We start from the raw sequence: 15,426 nt of genomic DNA, 5'->3' as shown, positions 1-15,426 counted from the left end.
GACCCCGAACGCAGGGAAAGCGTGCCGCTCCTGCGTGCAGCCGCGGCCTTCTGCGTGTGGCACTCCGCTTGCATTTTCTGGAGCGCTCCAGACGACCAGTTCGCCTGCAGGAGGTTTCGACCATGAGCGGCGACGTCATCATCATCGGTGCCGGGATGGCCGGCTTGTCGGCGGGTTGCTACGCGCAGATGAACGGCTACAGGAGCCGGATCTTCGAGTCCCACGTCTTGCCCGGCGGGCTGTGTACCGCCTGGAAGCGCAAGGGCTACGTCTTCGACACCAGCATCCACATGCTGATGTCGTCGAGCTCGGGGATGTTCCACCGCATGTGGCAGGAGCTCGGCGTGGTCCAGGGCCGAGAGTTCGTCCACCACGAGGTGACGACGCGCATCGAGACCATGGGCAAGACGGTCGATCTCTTCGCCGACCTCGATCGGCTCGAGCGCGAGCTCGTGGCGCTGTCGCCAAAGGACGAGAAGCTGGTCCACCAGCTCGTGAGCATGGCTCGTCGCATGTCGGGCTTCGAGCCGGAGATGTTCAAGCCGCGAGAGCTCTGGGGACCGCTGGATTACCTGCGGCAGCTCCGGAACATGGCTCGTGTGCTGCCGGTGCTGGCTCGCGCGAAGGGCTCACTCGCGGGCTTCGCCGCCCAGTTCGAGGACCCGAGGCTCGCCGAGGTGGTGCGCCTGACCATCGACACCCCCGGCTGGCCGATGCCGGATGCCCCGCTGGTCGGCGCGCTGATGGTGCTCGCGTGCTACGACGCGAAGAACGCAGGAACGCCCCTCGGGGGCTCGATCCGGGTGGCCCAGACCGTGGCCAAGCGTTACCGCGGCCTCGGAGGCACGCTCCACTTCGGGGCCAAGGTGGACAAGATCCTGGTCGAGAACGATCGGGCGGTCGGGGTCAGGCTCTCGGACGGGTCCGAGCACCGCGCGGACGCCGTCGTCTCAGCGGCGGACGGTCGCACGGCGATCTTCGGCATGCTCGAAGGCAAGTATACGAGCCCCGAGCTCCGGCGCGCCTACGCCGAGTGGAAGGTCTACCCGCCGCTCATCCAGGTGATGCTCGGCGTGGCCCGCGACCTGTCCGGCGAGCCGCACCATGTCATCTTCGATCTGCCGTGCTCCGTGCTGATCGCGGGCGAGGCCCGGAAGATGCTGGACGTGCTCCACTACTGCCACGATCCCTCCATGGCCCCGCACGGCAAGTCCGTGGTGCAGGTCTGGTACACCAGCAACTACGACTACTGGTCCGCGCTGCGTCCAGACGAAGCGGCCTACGCCGCCGAGAAGCGCCGGGTCGCGGACGTCACCCTCGAACAGCTCGAGCGACGCTGGCCGGGCTTCGCCAAGCAGGTGGAGGTCGTCGACGTGGCCACGCCCGTGACCTACGAGCGCTACACGGGAAACTGGCAAGGCTCACCCGACGGCTGGTGCATGACCAGTCAGAACGTCGGCAAGGAGCTGCCCAAGCGCCTGCCCGGCCTCGCCCGCTTCTACCTGGCGGGGCAGTGGACCCTGCCGTTCTCCGGTGTGCCCGGCGCGGCGGTGAGCGGGCGGCATGCCGTCCAGCTCTTGTGCAAGGACGACCGGAGGCAGTTCGTGACCGTGGCGCCTCGCTCGGTCGAGGCCGTGGCCCATCCGGACTTCCACGACGAGGAGCAGCTCGACGAGCTCGCGGAGCCGGACGCCGTGAGCCACGCACACCTCCACTAGCAGCGCAGCGGCCGCTCAGTGGCCGCCACCGCCGGGCCCGTGGCCACCCTCCTTGATCGGCCCGATGTCGCAGATGCCGGCGCCGCGGAAGCGCGGCAGCTTCGGCACCAGCCCGGTGTAGAGGTAGTCCGCGAAGCTGTCCCAGCGCTCGAAGGTCGCGTTCGGGCCGAGCGGCACCTCGCCGAGCTCCTCCAGCGTCACGTCGCCGTCGCCGTTGCCGTACGCGTCGTCGGCGTCGGCGAAGGGCGCGAAGCGCAGCTCCGCGAGGAAGTCGTTCGGCACGTGCTGGAACAACGCCGCGCTGCGGATCGAGATGTCGAGCGACTGCTGGTCGTCGCTCGACAGGCTGACGCCAGACTCGGTGAGCAGCTTGCAGTCGTCGAACTGCGCCCCCAGCCGGAACGACCAGGAGAAACGCTTGGTGGCACCGGGTCGCTCTGCCTTGCCCGAGACGTACACGGCGCTGCCGCTACCATCGGCGAAGCCGTCGCTGCCCGGCGCGCGAAGGAGCTCCAGATCGGCGGCGCTCACGCCCGCGCCGAGCACCGCGTCCTCGGGCGGGGGGCGCATGCGGAACCGGAAGTCGCAGGACCCGAGCGCGAAGGGCGTGCTGAGCTTCTGCGGGGCCTCGAGCCGTACGTCGAGGACCCGCGAGTAGTCGGTCTCGTTGTACCGAGTGCAGTCGTCGCCGCCCAGGCTCACCTCGCCGAGCGTGATCAAGAAGCGATCGTATTCGACGTGCCAGCCGTCGATGGTGTCGAAGCCGGGCCCGCCCGCCGCGAGCGCGTAGTCGCTGGTCACGGTCACGTCCAGGCGCCCGGGGGGCTTGCGCGTGTCGTCGGGGAGGCAGCCGCCGAGCGCGGCGAGACCGACGACGAGCGCGAGTGAGCGAGCGAGGGTAGTCACGTCAGAATCCCATTTCCGCGCCGACGCTGGGGATGGTGATGGGCCCGATTTCCTGATCGCCGAAGGTCTCCTTGCTGAGCGTCGCGTTGAGCACCTCGGCCACGAACGAGATCCAGGTCGATTGGCCCAGGACCCAGCGCTTCTCGAGGCGCACGTCGAGTCGGAAGAAGGCCGGCGAGCGCTCGACGTCGCTGGTCGTACGCGGCGGTGAGCTCGCGTCTTCGTTCTGCGAGGGTTGGAGCGGTGTGCCGGTGTAGAACACGACGCGACCTCCGGGGCGCCAGCCGCGACCCAGATCGTAGCCCAGCGCGGCGTTCAGCACATGGGTGCGGTCGAAGTTGCTGGGAAACTCCTCGTTGCCCAGGCTGCGCGTGGACCGCGACAGGGTGTAGGAGAGGAATCCGCCGAGCTGCTTGGTGAGCTTGCGCTTCACGAACAGCTCCGCGCCGATGGCCCGGCCCATGGCCCGCTGGTCGAGCTCCCCGGTCGGCGGTCCGCCGCCGGTCTGGGCCCGCGAGCCCAGCGCGTCGGTCATGTCGAAGAAGGCGTTGTAGAACAGCGTCAGGCTGGCGGTCGTCGCGTCGGCGACGTCCACCTCGACGCCGGCGCTGGTCTGAAGGCTCTGCTGAAGACCGTTCTCGAGCTTGCCGGGCGTGAGCCCCGGGATGGGCAGCACGAACGAGGGTGGCTGGTGTGCGATGCCGTAGGCGTGGATGATGCGCACGTCGTCCGACACGGCGAAGCGCGCCGAGATCCGCGGATCGACGGCGACGGCGCTGCCCGACTCGGAGCGATACAGGTCCACGCGGGCTCCGGGGATGACCTCGACGTCCCGCGTCGCGTCGAGCACGAGATCGGCGAAGACGCCGAAGACCAGATCGGTGCGCGGCGGGAAGTCGGCCTCGAAGTCCAGGGTCTCGGGGCTGTCCGGGTCGGCGTATTTCGCCGGGCTGGTGCTGTAGCGCTCGACGCTGCCGTCGGTGCCCGCGCGCAGCAGCACCTCGTCGTCCACGCGGTGCTCGAGTGCGGTGCGCGCGCCCAGGATCTGCGTGGTGATCTGGCGTTGCTCGCCGGCCAGGAAGGCGTTCGCGGTTCGGTCGAGGCCCAGCGTGAACGCGGTGCGCAGCGATCCGTGACCCGTCTCGTGATCGTGCCGGAGGTCGAGCCGGTAGAACTCGGTGCCGAACAGCACCGTGAGATCGCCGTTTCGCTCTCTGCCCAGGAGATCGTAGGCGCCGAAGGAGAAGAGCGTGAGTCGATCGCGAGGTGACAGGTCGTAGGAGAGGCGCGCTTGGTAGTCTCGATAGGCGAGCTCCACTTCGGGAGCGATCAGCGAGAGCAGCGCGGCCGTGTAGGAGTAACGCCCGCCCACCAGGGCCGTGCCCCGCCCGTCCGCGAAGCCGGCTTCGACCAGCGCGCCGGCGTCGAACAAGCGCACGTTGGCCTCGCCGTGCAGCTCCGGCCGAGGGGCGGTCGTCTCCGCGGCCACGATGCCGCCGGCGAAGCGGCCGAAGCGCGCCGGGTAGCCGCCGGGGTAGAGGTCCACGCGTTCGACCAGGCCCGGGTGCACCACGGAGGGGCCGAAGCCCACGTGGTACAGGTAGGGGACGCGTACGCCGTCGAGGAAGTAGCCCACGTTGCCCGGTGGCGCGCCGCGCACGTAGAAGAAGGGCAGACCCGACGCCACCGGGGTGACCCCGGGCATGGCCTCGATGGCGCGGAACGGGTCGCCGAACGCGCCCGGGATCTGGCGGACCTCCTCGCGGCTGAAGGTCTTCACCGCGGGTGCGGGCTTCTCGCCGTGCACCACGACCTCGATCGGTTCGGCCTTCTCGCCACGCTCGGCCCCTGCCGGCGCGACGCGAAACACGACCTCGGTGTCGTCGCCCGGCACGAGCGTCACGTCGGCGGACTGCGCGTCGTGCTCGCCGCTCTCGAGCGAGACGCGGGCCGCGCCCGCCGGCAACTCGCGGCTGGTTGCGTTGCCGTCGTCGGCCGTCGCCAGCGTGCGCTCGCGCCGGTCTGCGCCTTGGACCTTGACCCGGGCGCCGGCCACCGGCTTGCCGGAGCCGGCGTCGAACACCCGCACCGAGAGCCCGGGCGGCGGCGGCCGGAACAGGTAGCGGAAGCGGATGCGCGCCTTGACGGGCGCGCCCGCGCGACGGGCCGGCGCGAACCGCAGCGCCTTCGCGGCTTCGAGCGCGGCCTCGTCGAAGCCATGGCCCTGCGGGGTCTCGACGCTGGCGCGCTCGACCTTGCCGTCCTTGTCGAGCTCGAGGATCAGCACCACCTCGACGCGCTCGTAGACCTTCTCGCGCAGTGCTTGGCGCGGGTAAGCGGCGCCGGGATCGCGCTCCAGCCGCGGCGCGATCAGGTCGGTCTGCGCGCCGGCCGGGCGCGTCAGCGCGAGCGCCACCAGCGCGGCGAGCCGGGCGAAGCGGAGGCGGCGGGAGCTTCTCATCACTCCACGGTGGGCACGAGGTCGTGCGAGCGCACCGACCCGCTCTTCTCGGTGCAAGGTGTCACCGAAGGATCCCACAAGCAGATGCGCACGCCGGCACCGAGGTGCTTCTTCAGGCACGCGATGAAGCGGGTGCGCCCCCGCGCCGTCATACCGGAGGCGTAGCGCTCGCACAGCTCGCCCATCACCTGGCCGTAGCCCTCGGAGGTTCGCTCCGCGCTCTTCGCGACCGAGCTGCACTCGGCGACCTTCTGCACGGGCAGCCCTTGCAGCGCGCCGAGGACGCAGGTGCGGACCCCGCAGCTGTCGCAGGGGACCTCGAAGCTCGCGAGGCACTCGATGGCGCGCGTCGCCGCGAGCGGCGCGTACTCCGCGAGCACCGTCTGGCACATCTGCTTGCGCTCGTTGGGACAGTCCGCGGTCTTCGCCGGGGCCATCGCCGCGCACAGCTTCCGGAGCTCGGCCGCGCTGCGGGGCGCCGGCAAGGGAGGCGCGGCGTTCCCGGCGTCGTCAGGCGCAGCGACCGGTGGCTCCGCCGCCGCGTCGCCGCCGGTATCCGCTGCGAGCTCGGGCTCCGGCTCAGGCTCGGGCTCGGGAAGGGGGGCGGACGGCTCCGCCGCCGTGGGCCGGGTCTGCTCGGCGTCCATCGCGCGGCGCTGCTCGGCGTGGCAGGCGAAGAGCGACGCCGCGAGAAGCAAGAAGGCGTCTCGGTCGATGCGCATGAGTCACCCGAGTCTGGCACGACTCGCTAGCGCGAGGCGCGGGCTCCTTCGCCGACGCGGCCGACGAAGGGCACCCGCCCGCGGGCCAGCTGGTCGAGCTCCCGCTGCATGTCGGCGCGGACGCGCTCGTAGCAGGCAGTCAGCGCCGCAGGATCGTCGGCGGCCTCGGGCCCGAAACCCTCCAGGCGGATCGGCGCGCCAAAGCGCAGCGCGGTCTGCGCCGGGAGCGGCCAGTAGGGCAGAAAGCCCAGGGTGACCCCCCAGGGGATCGAGATCACGATGGGCAGCACCTGGGCGCGGAACAGGCGCTTCACGCCGAGCCGCTGGGCGAGCTTGTCGCCGCGCGTGAGCACGATGAACTGCTCGTGCGTGCCCTCGCTCACCACCGGTACGATGGGCACCTGCGCGCGCAGCGCGAGCTTCAAGAACCCGGTGCGCCCGCCGAGCTCGATGCGATGCCGGTCGCGCCAGGCGCGGGTCGAGTCGAGATCGGAGCCGGGGTACACCAGCACGATGCGGCCGCGCCGGAGCGCCTCCGCGCCGCCGTCGTGCCCCGCCCGGAGCCCGCCGAACTTCACGGTTACCTCGCGGATGCGCGGGTGCTGGAACAGAAGATCGTGCCCGAGCGGGTGGACGCTGCGCTCGAGCCCGAAGCGATCGCGGATGGCCACCAGGGTCAGCAGGCTGTCGAAGGTCTGGAGCCCGCCGTTGTGGTTGCCCACCAAGAGCACGGGTCCGCTGGGCGGCACGTTCTCGAGCCCCTCGACCGTCCAGCGGAAGTAGCGCTCACCGATGAAGCGCGCCAGGTCCAGCACCACCTCGACGAGCTCCGGATCGCGTCCGTCGATGCCCTCCGAAACCCCGCTCTCGGTGTCGCGGTCCAGCGCGAGCTGGAGCCCCGCCGCGAAGATCCCGCGGACGCCGAGGTGCCAGAGGTCGGCGGCGTCGAAATATTTCCCGGCCCGAGCCCGCCACTCGTCGAAGGAGAACGGGGTCGTGGCCATGCTTGGGGTCGTTCTCTGCCACTCCGGGAACCGGCGTCAATGCGAAGCGTCAAGGTACCCTGCCGACTTGTCGCTGCCCCGCCCGCTTGGTAGCCCATCCCCATGGACCGAGACCGCGCCGCGGTGCTCGCGCGCCGGGCGCGCTTCGTCGCTGCCGCGCTGGCCGGCGTGACACCGGCGTTCGCGGCGCGGGCCGAAGCAGGCGACGCGGATCCGCCGGAGGATGCCGGTGCGACCGAAGCGGACGCGACCCCACGGATCTGCCTCTCCCCCGACGACATCGAGGGCACCGAGCGGCCGTGCCGCGACGAGCCGGAGCATCCCGACTGCGCGCTGCCGATTCGAGGCCCGCAGATGCCGCCGCACGTGTGCCTCTCCATCGCGCCGCCGTCGACGAACCTGGAGTACCAGCACGACGGCTTCTACCTGCGCATCGGCCCCGTCGGCGGGCTGCTCGGAGCGTCGGCGGGGGACGAGAGCGCGAGCGGTCTGGCGCTCGGCGCTGAGCTCGACGCGGGTCTGACCTTGGCGCCCGGTGTCGTCGTCGGGCTCGGCGGAACGTTCCTCCGCTCGCCCACGTCGAGCGACTCCTTCGAGTCGATCACGCTCTGGCAGCTCGGCCCGTTCGTCACGGTGTATCCGTCCCCGTTGCGCGGCTGGCGCGCGTCGCTGTCGGTCGCGCCCACGGTGATCGCGATCCGAGCAACCGGCGAAGACGTGTCCGGAGTGGGCGTCGGGGGCGCCCTGTGGCTCGGTTACGACGCGTTCGTCGCGGCGGACTGGTCGCTGGGCGTCGCCGGGGGCGCGATGCTCGGATTCGCGTCGGCGGAGCGCAGCGACGGAAGCGCTGCGCTGCGCGCGCGGGCGCTGGCGCTCTCGGCGAGCCTGCTCTGGCACTGAGCGCTGGTCGCTCAGTACTTGTCGCCGCCGCAAATGGAGACGCACTGCCCCAGGGAGCTGTCGCAGCGTCCAGCGCACTCCAAGGACGTGGTGCAGGTCTGTCCGTCGGCCGCGGCGGCGACGCAGGTGCTGGAGCTGTAGCTGCACCCCGTCCCCGGTGTGCACGCGCCGGACTTCCCCAAGCACGACCCACCGAGGGGGATCGGCGTCGCGCAGGTTCCGGATGCGCACAGCAGCCCGTTCTCGCAGTCGCTGGAGTAAAGGCACGGGGAACCCAAGCCGCTCAAGGGCGCGCACTGGCCCAGCTTCGAGTTGCAGTCCAAGGCGTCGTCGCAATCACTCTCCAGGACGCACTTCGAGCCGACGGTGCCGATGGGCTGGCAGACGAAGGTTCCGGACCCGTCGTCGTCGCATTTCAACCCCTCGGCGCACTGCGACTCGTAATCGCAAGCGCCCCCTTCCTTCACGAGTCCGACCCAGACCTTGCGACACTCGGGGATCTTCGCGAACCCGGGGGTGCCGTGCCCTTGGAGCAAGTTCTCCGCGCCGGGAAGCCCGCTACAGCTCGCCGGCGGCGCTGGAATGCCGGCCGCTTGCTTCGCGATGCAGGCGTCCGCCCACGTCCCGTCGAAGGCCATGGTGCCGTCCGCCATACGGTCTTTGACGAACTGCACGCACTCCGCCGGATCGTCCGGACCGAAGGTGCACGCCGGGAGAATGAACGAGATGTCGTCCTTGTCCGCCTGCGAGCAGCACTTGTCGGCGTAGTCGCACCAGGCCTTCGAGAGGGCCGCGTCCATCTGGCAGTACTCTTCGAGCGTGCGCGCTGGACCAGGGCCGACGCCCCCGCTGCCGCTCACTCCGCCGCCTCCACCGCTTCCACCGCTGCCGCCGCCGTCGGGCGTCCCACCCCCACTCGATCCACCGCTGGAGCACCCAAGAAGCGTGAGGAGTCCGAATCCACAGATGGCGGTCGTCTTGGCAATCATCATGGCCGTGACGGTCGAAGCTAGCGGACCGCGGCGAGAGCGGACTTTTGATCTGGTTTTGAATTCCTGCCACCCGCACCCACACGCGACGTCGGCCGTGTGGCACCCGAGCTCACGTCGCGAGCCTCGAGGCGTCGCTCCCGTCAGGTCGTCCAGTGCTTCGCGAGGCTAGGCGGGTACGGTGACAGCGCGACGCCCTCGCGCGTGCGCTCGTACAAGTCCCTACCGGCGCCGAGCTCCTCCTTGAGCTGCCAGAGGAGGTTCTCCGTGGCCGACGAGGTCCGAACCCCTCCTTGGACCAGCCAGGCGATTCGAGCCAGCGGGAGCGGTGTTCCCTGCTGGGCAACGAGCAGCGCGAGCAACTTGTATCGAAGCGGAGCCAGTCTCACCAAGTGACGACCGGCCCAAACGCCCTCGCTGCCTGGATCGAGCCTGAAGGCGCCGAATTCCGTGGCCGGTGGCCCGCCCGACCGCGCGCGATCCTCGTGCCCCGCGCGCCGCGCACGGACGGCAGCGCGAATGCGCGCCACCAGATCCTCGATCTCGAGTGGCTTGATCAGGTAGTCGTCGGCGTGTGCCTCCTCGAAGGAGCGGACCCTGGTGCCGATGTCGCGGAGGCCGCTGACCATCAGGATCGCCCCCGCGAACCCGTCGCGCCTCGCTGCGGTGCAGGTGTCGATGCCGTTCTCTTGGCCGAGGTTGACGTCGGCCAGGATCGCGTCGCAGTCCATCAGGTCACCGCGGCTGGACGCCTCGGCGAAGCTGCCGAAGCCTTGGACGGTGAAGCCGCGCAACTTCAGAACACGGTGTAGCGTCCGAAGGAACACCGGATCGTCATCCACCACGACGACGCGGATGCCGGACCCGGGTTGCTGGGACGACAGGGAATCCACCGGCGCGAAGTCTCCGAGGAGCCTCCCGCGGCCCCCGTCCCGAGCGTACCACTTCGCGCGGGCGACCCGGCATGAGCGACAAACCGTGTCGTCACGAACGTGTCGCTACGTGATGTTTGCGCGCTCCAATCGCGGGGGCGCGCCGCGGTTTGGACGGCGACCTCCCGCGCGGAGGAGCCCGAGTGACAGCAGCAACACCGCGGCTCCCGGCCCGTTCGAGGCCGACGCTGCCAGGTCGCAGCCACAGCTCGAGCTCCGGCTCGCGGAGAGCTCGCTGCTCGGGCTGGGCGCCGGCGGGGGCGGGGATGCGGGCGGCGCGCTGGCAAGCGCGGCCGTCGGCCTGCTCTTCGCCTGAAAGTCGCCCTTGGTCTTGGTCGTCGCCGAGATCCGCTTCAGCCGGCAGCTGTCCTTGTCCCGCTTCTCGACGGAGTAGCGCGCCTGCACAAGGGTCACGTTCACGTCGCGGATGTTCAAGTCCTGATCGGCGAGCTCGCCGCAGGTCTTGGCCTTCGCAGCCAGGAACTTCGCGGACTCTTCGCGACCGGCGTCGCCTCGGATCTTGCCGAACAGCTCGATCAGATCGCCCTCGCGGAAGCCGAACACGCGCACAGGGCCCCGCTCCGGGGTGCACACGAGCGCCTCGCTCGGGTCCAGCACCGACTTTTCGGGCTCCTGGTTGCAGTTGGTCACGAACAGCTTCAAGTGTGGCACCGAGCCCTGCCCCTCCACCGTGAGCTCGAGCGTGATCTTCGCGCGGGGCGGCGGCGAGACGTCCGCGCGCGCCGCCGCGACTGCCAAGAGCAGCGCCCCCACGCAACTGGCCAGAGCTCGGCGCTTCATCTCGTCTCGCGGGCCCGCTCAGCCGATGCTCCTCGATTCACCGGCGAACAGCAAGCCGTTGCGCCGCCCTCAGCGCGCATGAGTCAGCCTTCGCGCCGGTCGAGCTCTTCGTCGTCGAACGAGCGTGGATCGTCCAGCGACTCCAGGTGAGTGAGCACGTTGGCGTTCGGGACGACGGCGCGGACGTCGCGCTCGATCTGCTCCAGCAGGCGATGACCGCGGTCCACCGTCCAGTCGCCCGGCACCAAGACGTGCATGGAGACGAAGCGACGGGCTCCGGCCTGCCGGGTTCTGAGCGCGTGGAAATGGACCTCGGGGCCCGTGTAGCGGTCGAGGACCTGACGGACGGCGCCCTGCTCGCTCGGGACGAGCGAAGCATCCAGCAAGCCCCGCGCGGATCGGCGGATGAGCTGGATGCCCGACCACACGATGTTCAGCGCTACGGCGATCGCCACCAGCGGATCGAGCCTCTCCCAGCCGGTGAGCGCCACCAACCCGACGCCGACCAGCACCCCCGCCGAGGTCCAGACATCCGTCATCAGGTGATGCGCATCCGCCTCCAACGCGATGGAGTGGTGGCGCTTGCCGGCCTTGAACAGCACGCGCGCCACGGCGAGGTTGATCACCGAGGCGACCACCGAGACTCCGAGCCCCAGGCCGGCCTGCTGGATGGGGGCGGGGTTCAGCAGGCGATCCACGGCTGCCCAGGCGATGGCGACGGCAGCGACCAGGATCAGCGCGCCCTCGACGCCGCTCGCGAAGTACTCGGCCTTGCCGTAGCCGTGGGCGTAGTCCTCGTCCGCGGGCCTGGCGGCCAGCGTCAGCATCCAGAGCGCGGTGCAGGCCGCCACCAGGTTGACGATGGACTCCGCGGCGTCCGACAGGAGGCCGACCGAGCCCGTGACCTGCCACGCGGCGAACTTGAGCCCGATGGTCAACACCGCCGCAGCGATGGACAGCCAAGCGAATCGGGTGAGCTTGGGGGTCGACATGGGCTCGGGGGCCCGGAGCATAGCTCCGTCACGTCGTCGCCGGGACACGGCGTAGCCTGAGCGCAGTGAGCCCCAGGACCACCAGGGTCGTCCCGCCGTAGAAGGCCACGCCCGCGGGTGAGGCCGAGTCGGTGCCGGCGAAGAGCCCGTGGACCAGCGCCAGCACGTACACCAGGAACGAAGCGTAGTGCAGCACGCGCCAGGCACGCCCCCCGATACGCTTGCGCACGTAGAAGCTCAGCGTGACCAGCACCAACAGCCAGAGAGCCAGCTTCCCCAGCTCCAGCGCGGCCGAGTGACGGGGCGCCAGGAGTGGGAGCAGCGTGCCCAGCACGTCGCTGCCGTATTCTCGATCGCCGGTCGGTGCCAGGGCGTGCAGCGCCGTGAAGCCGATGGCCAAGAGGCTCGCATGTTCGTGCACGTCGATGGCCATGGCTGGCCCCGGCCACACGCGGGTCAGCTTCAGGCTGGCGAACAGCCCGAGCACCACGGAGAACCACGCCAACCCGAAGGCCAGGAGCCCGCTCGAGCGGGTCAGATACCAGATGTCGTGGGAGCTCAAGTTGTGCTCCAGAGGTGACGGTCCCAGCGGGAGCTCTGCCGAGTTGCGCCGCCCTCGAGGACGAGCAACGCCGCCAAGTCGGGCTCGCGCTCGAGCCAGGCGAGCCCGGCAGCGCTGCCGGCGATCAGCAGCACCTTGGCGGCGACATCAGCCCGCGCAGCGCTGCTCCCGACGACGGTGGCGGAGAGCACGTCGGTCTCCGCGGGTCGTCCCGTCCTGGGATCGATCAGGTGGTGGGCGTCGCCGCGAGCGGTCGGCCAGCGGCGATGGTCGCGTCCCGAGGTCGCCACACCGCCGCGCGAGAGCGCGAGCGTCGCCAGGCACTCGTCGTCGTCGAGCGGGCTCGCCACCCCGACCGGCCAGGGACTGCCGTCGGCTCGAGCGGCGCTGACGGCGATGTCTCCGCCAGCATCGACCAGCGCCGGTGCTGCGGTCCCGAGGCTCGCGCAGAGCTCGTCGGCGGCGCGGCCCTTGGCCGTACCGCCGAGATCCAGGCGCACGCCCCGCGGTAGGAATACCCGGGAGCGGTCGGCATCCAGCTGGATCTCCTCGAAGCTCGGGGCCGGCTCGCCGTCCACCCGAGCTCGATCGGCCGGCGCGAGCTGGTCGAAGCTCCGATCGTATCCCGCGCGCTCCAGCGCCTCGAGCACGGTGGGGGTGGAGAGGCCGGCGCTCCAGCGGGCCGCGCCGAGCGCTGCTGCAATCTCGGCGAACAGCGGCGCGCTCACCGCCACCCACCCGCCGCTCTCGGCGTTCAGGCGGCAGAGCTCGCTGTCGGAGCGGAAGCGGCTCGAGCAGCGCTCGCGCTCGGCGAACCAGCCGGGCAAGTCGAAGCGAGGCGCGAGCTCCGGCTCCGCGTCGAGCGCGACGAACACCCGACTTCCCATGGCTCGGCACTCGACGGAGAGCACGGCTTCACCTCGAAGAGCGAGTCAGCGTGATCGGCCGCGGCGGTGGCTGGCTCACCACGCGCAGGCGAGGAGCGGGCGCAGGTTCGGCTGCGGCGCCCGGGACGGAGACCTCGACGAGCACCGGCAGCTCGTCATCACTCGACACCGTGGCCTGGGCTTGGCTGCTCGGCTGCTCGCGCGCCGCGAGGACCACCCAGCCGCCCAGCGTGCCTGCGACTGCCGCGACGGTCAGCACCAATTTCGCCGTCGTCGGGGACAGCTTCGAGTCAGTCATCGTCGTCCTCGTGATCGTCGTGGTCCTCGTGGTGCTTGGACTTGCGCTTGCCATTCAGGGCCAAGGGTGCGGCGCTGCCGTCATCGGCGGGGGTGGTCCCGTCGTGCAGCACCTCCGAGGTCGAGGCGTCCACGTAGACCGTGCCCCGGTCCAGAACGACCTCGTAGGCCGGGAGGCCGCGGTAGGACACCAGCTCCGGCGGGCGGGAGAGCCGCGCACCGGGCGCGCGTCGATAGGCGGCGGCGGCGGCGGCGTTCGCGTCGATGCCGGGTTGGGCCTTCGGGCCTTCGGGCCTCGATGCCGCCGCGAGCATCTGGTTCTGGCGTGCGATGCGGGCGTTGGCCTCGTCGATCAGGCGCCGGTAGGCGGCCTCGCGCTCCGTGGACATGGGCTTCTCCGCGGCGGCGCTCGAGGCTCGACCGAGCCAGATGCCGGCTCCGAGGAGAGCGAGCGCGCCGAACGCGGCGGCCGCGATGACGAGGGGACGTTGACTGCTCATGAGGGTCCTTTGGGCATGGCGGCTCGCGCCGCACTCGGAGCCAAGACGCCACGAAACGCTGGAAAGACGATGCGTCGGACCGCGCACGGCCAGGAGATTGCAGCGTTTTTCAGCGCGTGATGCGTCGGATGACGCATGCCGACTCGGCGTCCCCTCGAGCCAACCCCCTCACTTCAAGGTGCCGCGCAGGACCCGCGCGCCCCACACGCGCACGTGCTGTTCAGGGCTACCGCGAGCACCCAGCCCTTCCTGCATCTGTTCGGCGCGCTCATCCGCTCAGGCCGGGTGCACGGCTCATACCATCCTTAAAGTGGCAGATTCCCGGCCTCCGCCGCTCTTCGCAGCGCGCGCGACGTAACAAACTGTGACGCACCGACCCGCATCGGATGATCCATGAGCGTCGTTTCGAGACGCCGCGACGTCGGCGTTTTCGGCACGTTCGTGCACGATTCGACGGGAGGAAGTTCTGCTCGACGGTGGTGGACGCCGCCACGATGGACTCGTCCCAGTACAGCATCTGGGGGATCAGCTCCCTCGCCGTGGGCACGGGGGCGGTCGCGACCGGCAGCATCGTCGGCCCGGACGATGGCGGGAGCAACGTCGTGCAGAAGCAGCGCGGGCTGCTCATTGCAGCCGGTGGGCTCATCGCGATCGGCGCCGGGGCGTTCCTGCTGGGTCGGTCCGACGCGGCGTCGAAAGCGGCGTCGGAGGCGAACGCGGCCGTGGTCCAGGATCCGAAGGACGCCTTCGCGACGCGCGTGCAGGCGAAGTCGGCGTGGATCGCTTCGCGGACCGACTCGAACGCCGCGTTCATAGCGGCGATGCGTCAGGTGCGCGCGGCTGAGGATTCCGCAGCGAAGGCCAAGGACGACGCGGCGAAGGCGAAGAAGGCCGCGGACGAGTCGGAGAAGGATGCCGAGAAGGCGAAGTTGGACCCCGCCGACGCCAAGAAGACCGCGGACGAGGCGCTCAAGGCTGTGGCGCCGAAGTAGGCGCGCGACTGACCGGCCGAAGGTGGCGTCGGAGGCAGCAGTCGGGTGAGGGGGGCACTCCGCAGCGCCCTCCGGCGCCGCCCACGACCGGTCAGTAGACAGAAGCGTATCCGAGGTCAGTGGACTCTCATGTCCGGACTTGTGCGGAACTGCGTGCAGCTAACGCTGCAAGCCGGCGTCCGCAGTGGCATTCTGAGAGTCTGCATCCTCACGTCACGCGACTCACTCTGCTCCCGCAGGGGCTACCGCTTCGCCCGGCGGCCAGGGAGCAGTGTATGGCCCTGCTGCTCCGCGCCGGCGCCGACGCGCAGCGGCTGATCGACGGCCAGGGATGGCCGCTCGAACGCTTCGCCCGGCACATCAGCCGCCTGACGGTGCTTCGGGGGTCGGGGGCTCACCCGCTGGTTGTCTTGACCGAGACGAACCCCATCGCGCTGGCCGTCCTGCAAACGCGTCGAGTCCTCGCCGAGGCGGTGCCCGAGCTCGAACAAGCGCCCTGGGTCATCTTCCACGACGAATCGGCGGACCCATTCTTCGCGAGCTCCGCGCTGGGGATGGGCACGTTCGACATCGGCTACGAGCTGGGCCCCATCTGGCTCACCCCACCCGGGTACCAGTTCCTGGTGTTGAGCTCAGACGAGAGGCAGCTGGACTACGTGGCCGCGCGGCTCGCGACTCTCGCGCACTCGGTCGCCTTCTCCACTCGGCCGGGCGACTCGTCCGAAGACTGAGCTGCCTTCTTGGCGCGTGAGCCCCCTGCGCT

16 protein-coding genes are annotated in these 15,426 nt (G+C 70.4%); 4 read left to right on the top strand and 12 right to left on the bottom strand.

Translation table 11 applies throughout. The features are described from left to right. The first annotated feature begins 122 nt into the window (after nt 1-122). Complete coding sequence (locus HS104_20740) at nt 123-1,718, top strand: NAD(P)/FAD-dependent oxidoreductase (GenBank protein ID MBE7482395.1); 1,596 nt, start codon at nt 123-125, stop codon at nt 1,716-1,718. 15 nt (nt 1,719-1,733) lie between these two features. Here the strand turns inward: HS104_20740 and HS104_20735 are convergent, their stop codons facing one another. From HS104_20735 to HS104_20720, 4 genes are read right to left on the bottom strand one after another with little or no spacing between them, the layout of a single operon-like run. Further along, on the bottom strand, nt 1,734-2,624 hold the full coding sequence (locus HS104_20735) for a hypothetical protein (protein MBE7482394.1): 891 nt from the start codon (nt 2,622-2,624) through the stop codon (nt 1,734-1,736). A gap of 1 nt (nt 2,625) precedes the next feature. Further along, nucleotides 2,626-5,085 carry a TonB-dependent receptor gene (locus HS104_20730; protein ID MBE7482393.1) on the bottom strand — a complete coding sequence of 820 codons (2,460 nt, stop codon included), beginning with the start codon at nt 5,083-5,085 and terminating at the stop codon, nt 2,626-2,628. Beyond that, nucleotides 5,085-5,807, bottom strand: coding sequence for a hypothetical protein (locus HS104_20725; GenBank protein MBE7482392.1), 723 nt, complete (start codon nt 5,805-5,807; stop codon nt 5,085-5,087). The genes HS104_20730 and HS104_20725 overlap by 1 nt, the downstream gene beginning before the upstream one ends. Before the next feature lie 26 nt (nt 5,808-5,833). Next, nucleotides 5,834-6,811: an acyltransferase family protein gene (locus HS104_20720; GenBank protein MBE7482391.1), complete on the bottom strand. Its 978-nt coding sequence runs from the start codon at nt 6,809-6,811 to the stop codon at nt 5,834-5,836. A 102-nt stretch (nt 6,812-6,913) separates the two neighbouring features. Between HS104_20720 and HS104_20715 the strand changes: the two genes are divergently transcribed. Then, a complete protein-coding gene (locus HS104_20715; protein ID MBE7482390.1) occupies nt 6,914-7,711 on the top strand; it encodes a hypothetical protein in 798 nt (265 codons plus the stop codon). A gap of 11 nt (nt 7,712-7,722) precedes the next feature. Here the strand turns inward: HS104_20715 and HS104_20710 are convergent, their stop codons facing one another. The 8 genes from HS104_20710 to HS104_20675 form a co-directional block, all read right to left on the bottom strand. Then, nucleotides 7,723-8,703, bottom strand: a complete 981-nt coding sequence (locus tag HS104_20710) for a hypothetical protein (protein MBE7482389.1) — start codon at nt 8,701-8,703, stop codon at nt 7,723-7,725. Nucleotides 8,704-8,843: 140 nt separating this feature from the next. Beyond that, nucleotides 8,844-9,593 (bottom strand): response regulator transcription factor, encoded by a 750-nt coding sequence (locus HS104_20705; protein MBE7482388.1) that lies wholly within the window; start codon nt 9,591-9,593, stop codon nt 8,844-8,846. Nucleotides 9,594-9,698: 105 nt separating this feature from the next. Continuing rightward, nucleotides 9,699-10,433, bottom strand: coding sequence for a hypothetical protein (locus HS104_20700; protein ID MBE7482387.1), 735 nt, complete (start codon nt 10,431-10,433; stop codon nt 9,699-9,701). Nucleotides 10,434-10,516: 83 nt separating this feature from the next. After that, a complete protein-coding gene (locus HS104_20695; protein MBE7482386.1) occupies nt 10,517-11,425 on the bottom strand; it encodes a cation transporter in 909 nt (302 codons plus the stop codon). A gap of 28 nt (nt 11,426-11,453) precedes the next feature. Then, nucleotides 11,454-11,987: a hypothetical protein gene (locus HS104_20690; protein ID MBE7482385.1), complete on the bottom strand. Its 534-nt coding sequence runs from the start codon at nt 11,985-11,987 to the stop codon at nt 11,454-11,456. Beyond that, nucleotides 11,984-12,898 carry an FAD:protein FMN transferase gene (locus HS104_20685; GenBank protein ID MBE7482384.1) on the bottom strand — a complete coding sequence of 305 codons (915 nt, stop codon included), beginning with the start codon at nt 12,896-12,898 and terminating at the stop codon, nt 11,984-11,986. Before HS104_20685 ends, HS104_20690 begins: the two co-directional genes overlap by 4 nt. Nucleotides 12,899-12,902: 4 nt before the next feature. Then, entirely contained in the window at nt 12,903-13,172 is a 270-nt protein-coding gene (locus HS104_20680; protein MBE7482383.1) for a hypothetical protein, read from the bottom strand. After that, nucleotides 13,165-13,671 (bottom strand): hypothetical protein, encoded by a 507-nt coding sequence (locus HS104_20675; protein MBE7482382.1) that lies wholly within the window; start codon nt 13,669-13,671, stop codon nt 13,165-13,167. Before HS104_20675 ends, HS104_20680 begins: the two co-directional genes overlap by 8 nt. 494 nt (nt 13,672-14,165) lie before the next feature. Between HS104_20675 and HS104_20670 the strand changes: the two genes are divergently transcribed. Beyond that, nucleotides 14,166-14,663: a hypothetical protein gene (locus tag HS104_20670; GenBank protein MBE7482381.1), complete on the top strand. Its 498-nt coding sequence runs from the start codon at nt 14,166-14,168 to the stop codon at nt 14,661-14,663. Nucleotides 14,664-14,938: 275 nt separating this feature from the next. Beyond that, entirely contained in the window at nt 14,939-15,394 is a 456-nt protein-coding gene (locus HS104_20665) for a hypothetical protein (protein MBE7482380.1), read from the top strand. The last annotated feature ends 32 nt before the right edge of the window (nt 15,395-15,426 follow it).

It is taken from the genome of Polyangiaceae bacterium (assembly GCA_015075635.1).
GTDB lineage: Bacteria > Myxococcota_A > Polyangia > Polyangiales > Polyangiaceae > JADJKB01.
The sequence above is the reverse complement of the archived record's forward strand: the minus strand, read 5'-3'. Positions and strand labels throughout refer to the sequence as shown.